Origin of the sequence: Kitasatospora nipponensis (assembly GCF_039528135.1) — a bacterium.
Lineage (GTDB): Bacteria > Actinomycetota > Actinomycetes > Streptomycetales > Streptomycetaceae > Kitasatospora > Kitasatospora nipponensis.
The window spans coordinates 13220-19193 of sequence record NZ_BAAALF010000163.1; the positions used below are offsets into that span (position 1 = coordinate 13220).

Here is a 5974-nt window from a genome sequence, read left to right on the forward strand (position 1 = left end):
CCACCCGCCACTCCTGCCAGGGGTTGCCCGGGGAGTAGGTGAGCAGGCGGGGGCACCGGCCGGGGGCGGGCGGCTGACCGGACCGGCGGCCGGACGGCAGACCGGACCGGACGGCAGGGCAGACCGGACCGGACCGGACCGGTGAGCAGGCGACCGATCGGGCCGCTGAGCGAGCCACCGAGCGAGCCACCGAACGAACCGCCGGGCGCCGGGGAACCGCTCGCCGAGGCCGCCGGTACGCCACACGGCTACCCCTGCCGGCCGGGGCTCGCGGCCGGCGCCGCGCCGCGCGCCGTGCTCCGCCCGGTCCTGGCCGCGCTCGCCCGGGCCGTCGGGCCCCGCGCCCGCCACGGCGCGAACCGGCGCACACCGGCTGCTGCTTGACGGACACCCAGGTGATCTGTTGCATTGCTCTTCGTGACACCACCCGGGACCAGCGCAGTTCAAGCCGCCACACGATCGGCGTCGGCCTGCCCCGACGTGTGCCGCGGGGGCCGTGCATGGACCCGGTGATCGTGGTCGGAGCCGGGCCGGTGGGACTGGCCCTGGCGCTGGCTCTGGCCCGGCACGAGGTCCCGAGCATCGTCCTGGACCAGGGCGGCGGGGTCTGCCCCGAGGGACCGCGCAGCGCGGTGCTCGGCACCGAGTCCACCGCCTTCCTGGAACGGCTCGGCTACCTGCGGGCCGCCTCCGACGCCGCCCGCTGGGAGCGGCTGAGCGTCTGGCGCCGCCGCCAGGAGGTGCTGCGCCTGGAACTGACGGACCACCCGGTGCTGCACCTGCCGCAGCACCGGCTGCAGCGCGGCCTGCGCGACGCGGCCACCGCGACCCCGCTGGTCCAGCTGGTGCCGCACGCCCGGGTGGAGGAGCTCGACCAGGACCGCGACGGGGTGAGCGTGCGCAGCCGGCACGCCCAGGACGGCTCCGACACCTGGTGGCGGGCCAGCCACCTGGTCGGCTGCGACGGGGCCCGCTCCGCGGTGCGCAAGCTGCTGGGGATCCGCTTCCCCGGCCGGCCCGCCGTGGACCGGCACGCCATCGCCACCGTCCGGGTCGACCTGCCGTTCGCCGGCGAGGCCCGGCTGCACCGCGAGCCGCCCTGGCGCGGGGACCGCGAGGCCTCGGCCCGACCGCTCCCGGACGGCCTGTGGCGGCTGGACTGGCGGCTGCCGCCCGGCCGGCCGGCGCCCAGCGAACCGGTCGACCCGCACGCCACCTGGCCCGGCCTGGTCACCGGGGACACCCTGCTGACCCGGGTGAAATCCACCCTGACCGGCTGGTGCGGCGAACTGCCCCGCTACGACCTGCTGGCCGCCGCCGACCACACCGCCCAGCAGCGGCTGGCCGCCCGCTTCCGCAGCGGCCGCTGCTTCCTGGCCGGGGACGCGGCGCACCTGCACGGCGCGCTCGGCATGCAGAACCTCGCCGACGGTCTGCGCGACGCGGACAACCTGGCCTGGCGGCTCGCGGTCGCCTGGCACCTGCACGCGGGCGGTCCGCAGCCCGGCGGCTCGCTGCTGGACGGCTACGAGGCGGAGCGGCGCGGCGCGGTCGGGGCCCGGCTGCGCGGCGTGGACCAGGCGATGCCACTGCTGCGCCCGCTCCGCGGCTGGCAGCAGACCCGCAGGTCGCTGCTGTCCGGCTCGTTCCGCAAGCACGCCCCGCTGCTGGCCGACGGGCTGCTGGGCACCGGACGGTTCGGCGGCGCGCCCGCCTATCCGGCCGCGCCCTCCGGGGTACCGGGGCGGGCCGGCGGCGTGCCGGTGCAGCGCGGGCCGGGCCGGGGCACCACGCTCACCGAGAACCTGCCGGCCACCGCGCCCGGCGTCCTGGTGCCGAACGTCGCGGTGGTCACCACCGAGGGGGTGCCGGACCAGCTGTACGCCCGACTGGGCGCGACCTTCCTGCTGCTGCTGGTGGCGCCCGGCACGGCGGTCTGGTCCTCCGAGCACTGGATGGGCGCGGGGCTGATGCCCCGGCTGGCGGAGGTCGCGGCGGCGCTGCCGGTGCCGGCCGAGGTGCTGGTCACCGAGGAGTACCCGGGGGCCGGGCCGCACACGGTGCTGCTGGTCCGGCCGGACGGTCACCTGGTCGGGATCACCCAGGGCTGCCGGGCCGAGGACCTCCAGGCGCTGGCCGACCGGGCCCGCGGCGGCCCCGCCTCACTGGCCGGCTCGCAGCCGGCGGGTTCACCGAGCACCGGTTCACCGAGCACCGGTTCGTCGAGCAGCGGTTCGTCGAGCACCGGTTCGCGGAGCGCCCGTGCGCAGGGTCCGGCCTCGCCGAGCACCGGCTCGCAACCGGCGTCCTCGCAGCCGGCAGGCCCACGGGCAGCGGGGTCGCCCGCGGCCGGCGCCCCGCCCGCCGCCGCCACCGCCGCCGCGCAGGGCGCCGCCCGGACCGCGGGCGCCGAGAGGTAGGCCACGGGCTGAGGCGGGCTCAGCCGAGCGACCAGTCCTCGAGTTCCTCGCTGCTCTCGCCCGCCGCGTCCAACGCCTCGCGCACCACCCGGAAGGCCACGCCCTGCGGGTAGCCGCGGCGGGCCAGCATGCCGACCAGCCGGCGCATCCGGGCCTGGCGCTCCAGTCCCGCGGTACTCCTGAGCTTGCGCTCCACCAGGGCGCGGGCCGCCACCGCCTCGTCCTCGGGGTCGAGTTGGGCCACCGCCTCCTCGACCACGGCGCCGGCCACCCCCCGGGTGCGCAGTTCCTGGGCGAGTGCCCGGCGGGCCAGCCCCCGGCCGGCGTGCCGCGACTCGACCCAGGCGGCGGCGAAGGCCGCGTCGTCGATCAGCCCGACCTCCTCGAAGCGGCCGAGCACCTGCTCGGCGACCTCGTCGGGGATCTCGCGCTTGCGCAGCGCGTCGGCGAGCTGCTTGCGGGTCTTGGCGTTGCCGGTGAGCAGGCGCAGGCAGATGTCCCGGGCCCGGGCGGCGGGGTCCGTCTCGACCTCGTCGGTGGCCCGGGCCCGCCCGCCCGCGCCGCGCTCCCGCGAACGCCCCCCGCCGGGCTCGCGCCCGCTCCGGCGGCCGCGCTCGCCGTCCCCCCGCTCGGCGTCCCCCCGCTCGCCACCGGAACGCGTGCCGCCGCTCCGCGCCCCACCCGTCCGGGTGCCGGCCGACGTGCGCCGCCCGCCGCTGCGGGCGCCTCGACCGGCTCCGGGCGCCGGCGCGTCCTGGCTCGGCTTGGCGTCCACCACCCAGTCGGGGCGCTCGCCCTCCTGCTCGCGCTTGGCGTCCACCACCCAGTCGGGCCGGTGGACGCCGTCGTCGGCACCGGACCGCGCCGCGCGGGTCAACCGCCGGGCCGGCGCGGGCTCGGCGGCCGCGCCGGTCGCCGGGGCGGGCTCGAAGCTCTCGCCGCCCACCCCGCTGGCGCACCAGTCACGCGGCCCCCAGGTACCCGCCGGTCCCGGTCCGCCCGCAGGCTCGCTCCTCATCGGTTGATCAGGCCTTGGCCGCCGCCGCCTTCTTGGCGGGCGCCGCCTTCGCCGCAGTTGCGGTGATCGGCTTGACCGCGCCGTCCACCTCGACCGCGACCGGTGCGGGGGCGCCCTCGACCGGCGCGTCCGGGTCGGCCAGGATGCCCAGCTTGATCTTGATCTTCTTCTCGATCTCCTCGGCCAGCGCCGGGTTGTCGCGCAGGAAGTTGCGGGCGTTCTCCTTGCCCTGGCCCAGCTGGTCGCCCTCGTACGTGTACCAGGCGCCGGCCTTGCGGATGAAGCCGTGCTCGACGCCCATGTCGATCAGGCCACCCTCCCAGCTGATGCCGTGGCCGTAGAGGATGTCGAACTCGGCCTGCTTGAACGGCGCGGCGACCTTGTTCTTGACCACCTTGACGCGGGTGCGGTTGCCGACCGCCTCGGTGCCGTCCTTGAGCGTCTCGATGCGGCGGATGTCCAGCCGGACCGAGGCGTAGAACTTCAGCGCCCGGCCACCGGTGGTGGTCTCCGGCGAACCGAACATGACGCCGATCTTCTCGCGCAGCTGGTTGATGAAGATCGCGGTGGTGTTCGACTGGTTCAGCGCACCGGCGATCTTCCGCAGCGCCTGGCTCATCAGGCGGGCCTGCAGACCCACGTGCGAGTCGCCCATCTCGCCCTCGATCTCGGCGCGCGGCACCAGGGCGGCCACCGAGTCGATGATGATCAGGTCGATCGCGCCGGAGCGGATCAGCATGTCGGTGATCTCGAGCGCCTGCTCGCCGGTGTCCGGCTGGGAGACCAGCAGGGCGTCGGTGTCGACCCCGAGCTTGCGGGCGTACTCCGGGTCGAGGGCGTGCTCGGCGTCGACGAAGGCGACCGTGCCGCCGAGCTTCTGGGCGCTGGCCGCGGCGTGCAGGGTCAGCGTCGTCTTGCCGGAGGACTCCGGGCCGTAGATCTCGACCACCCGGCCGCGGGGCAGCCCGCCGACGCCGAGGGCCACGTCGAGTGCGGTCGACCCGGTGGGGATCACGTCGATCGGGGCACGGGACTGGTCGCCCAGGCGCATCACCGAGCCCTTGCCGAACTGCCGCTCAATCTGGGCGAGTGCGGTCTCAAGAGCCTTCTCGCGGTCCGTACCTGCCATGGCTTCCACCCTCGGGTTCTGTGCTGTGCGCTTCATCGTCCTCGACGCTAGCGCGTCCCACCGACAATCGGCCCCGGACGGGCTCGGCCTGTGGAAAACTCGCCGGTGGCCCCAGTATAGGGAACGCCAGTTCGAATCAATCCCCGGCGGCGCCCCCGGTCCGCCACGGCCGCCCGGGTCAGCGCAGCAGCGTGGAGACCCCCATCACCTCGCACACCACCCGCCACACGTCCTTGGCCTCCCACCCCGCGTCCAGCGCCTGCTGCACGGTGCGGCCGCCGAGCTCGCTCATCACGTGGTCGCGGGCGAACGACTGCGCGTACGCCGTGCCGAAGTGCTCGTCCATCCGTCGCCAGAACTCGGTCAGCCTCATGGGCCCCAGTATCCAACCGCTCAGCGCGGCAGGGCGACGATCCCCGCGCCGTACAGCCGCCGGTCGCGGCAGAGCCCGGGACCGGTCGGGCAGTTCGCCCGGGCCTGGCCGAGCAGCAGGTCGCGCAGCTGCTCGGGCCCCCAGCCCGGGTGGCCGGCGGCGGCCACCGCGACGGCGCCGGTGACGTGCGCCGCGCTCATCGAGGTGCCGGCCAGCGCGGCGTAGCGGCCGCCCGGCCAGTCCGAGACGATCGCCTCGCCCGGGCCGCCGTCCGGATCGCCGCCGGGCGCGGCCAGCGAGATCCGGCCCTCGCCGAAGTTCGAGTAGGTCGCGACCGTGCCGGAGCGGGTCACCGCGGCGACCGAGAGCACCCCCGGCAGCTCGCCGGGCAGCCGCAGGCACTCGGTGCCCACCCGGCGGTCCTCGGCCGGGCCGTCCAGCCGGTCGTTGGGGCTGCGCCGGTCGACCCGCGGCGCGGTGAGGTCCTGCGCGTCGTTGCCGGCCGAGGCGACCACCAGCGCGCCGCGGCGCTGCGCGTAGGCCACCGCCCGGCCGACCGCCGCGATCATCGCCCCCTGGTCGGGGTCCTCGGGGCAGTTGTACTTCCACGGGTCCGCGAAGTAGCTGTCGTTGATCGCGACGGCGCCGTGGTCCGCGGCCCAGAGCAGGCCGCAGACGATGTTCTCCGGGTAGTACTGGCCCAGCGGGCCCAGCAGCCGCACCGCGGCGATCCGCACCCCCGGCGCCACCCCGCTGACCCCGTGGCCGTCCTGGGCCGCCCCGATCAGGCCCGCCACGTGGGTGCCGTGGCCGCTCTCGGTGACGCCGTCGTCCGGGCGCCAGGAGCCGAACCGGGCGTCCGGCCGGCCGTCCGCGCAGGAGACCGAGTCGGCCGGGCTCACCGCGTCGCGCAGGTCGGGGTGGGTGTCGTCGACGCCGGAGTCGAGCACCGCGACCAGCACCCGGCGCGGCGCCGCCCCGCGCCGGGCGGCCAGGTCGGGGGCCGGCGCGCCCAGCAGCGCGGCGGGGGCCTG

At 76.6% G+C, this 5974-nt stretch carries 5 protein-coding genes; 1 reads left to right on the forward strand and 4 read right to left on the reverse strand.

Annotated elements, in window-relative coordinates:
• Positions 1 to 500: 500 nt before the first annotated feature.
• Positions 501 to 2420, forward strand: coding sequence for an FAD-dependent monooxygenase (locus tag ABD323_RS31390; RefSeq protein ID WP_344445429.1), 1920 nt, complete (start codon positions 501 to 503; stop codon positions 2418 to 2420).
• A gap of 19 nt (positions 2421 to 2439) precedes the next feature.
• Here ABD323_RS31390 and recX read toward each other — a convergent pair whose 3' ends face one another.
• The 4 genes from recX to ABD323_RS31410 form a co-directional block, all read right to left on the reverse strand.
• On the reverse strand, positions 2440 to 3438 hold the full coding sequence (recX, locus tag ABD323_RS31395) for a recombination regulator RecX (RefSeq protein WP_344445430.1): 999 nt from the start codon (positions 3436 to 3438) through the stop codon (positions 2440 to 2442).
• A gap of 7 nt (positions 3439 to 3445) precedes the next feature.
• The gene (gene recA, locus ABD323_RS31400) at positions 3446 to 4567 is read right to left on the reverse strand and encodes a recombinase RecA (protein WP_344445431.1); all 1122 of its coding nucleotides are present in this window, start codon (positions 4565 to 4567) and stop codon (positions 3446 to 3448) included.
• A gap of 178 nt (positions 4568 to 4745) precedes the next feature.
• Entirely contained in the window at positions 4746 to 4940 is a 195-nt protein-coding gene (locus ABD323_RS31405; protein ID WP_344445432.1) for a DUF3046 domain-containing protein, read from the reverse strand.
• 20 nt (positions 4941 to 4960) lie between these two features.
• Positions 4961 to 5974, reverse strand: a 1014-nt coding sequence (locus ABD323_RS31410; RefSeq protein ID WP_344445433.1) for a S8 family peptidase, incomplete at its 5' end; no start/stop codon positions are given.

Excerpts from the sequence above, each read along its gene's own strand:
- ABD323_RS31390 (WP_344445429.1), top strand. The coding sequence starts at position 501 with ATGGACCCGGTGATCGTGGTCGGAGCCGGGCCGGTGGGACTGGCCCTG.
- ABD323_RS31405 (WP_344445432.1), bottom strand. The coding sequence starts at position 4,940 with ATGAGGCTGACCGAGTTCTGGCGACGGATGGACGAGCACTTCGGCACG.
- recX (WP_344445430.1), bottom strand. The coding sequence starts at position 3,438 with ATGAGGAGCGAGCCTGCGGGCGGACCGGGACCGGCGGGTACCTGGGGG.
- recA (WP_344445431.1), bottom strand. The coding sequence starts at position 4,567 with ATGGCAGGTACGGACCGCGAGAAGGCTCTTGAGACCGCACTCGCCCAG.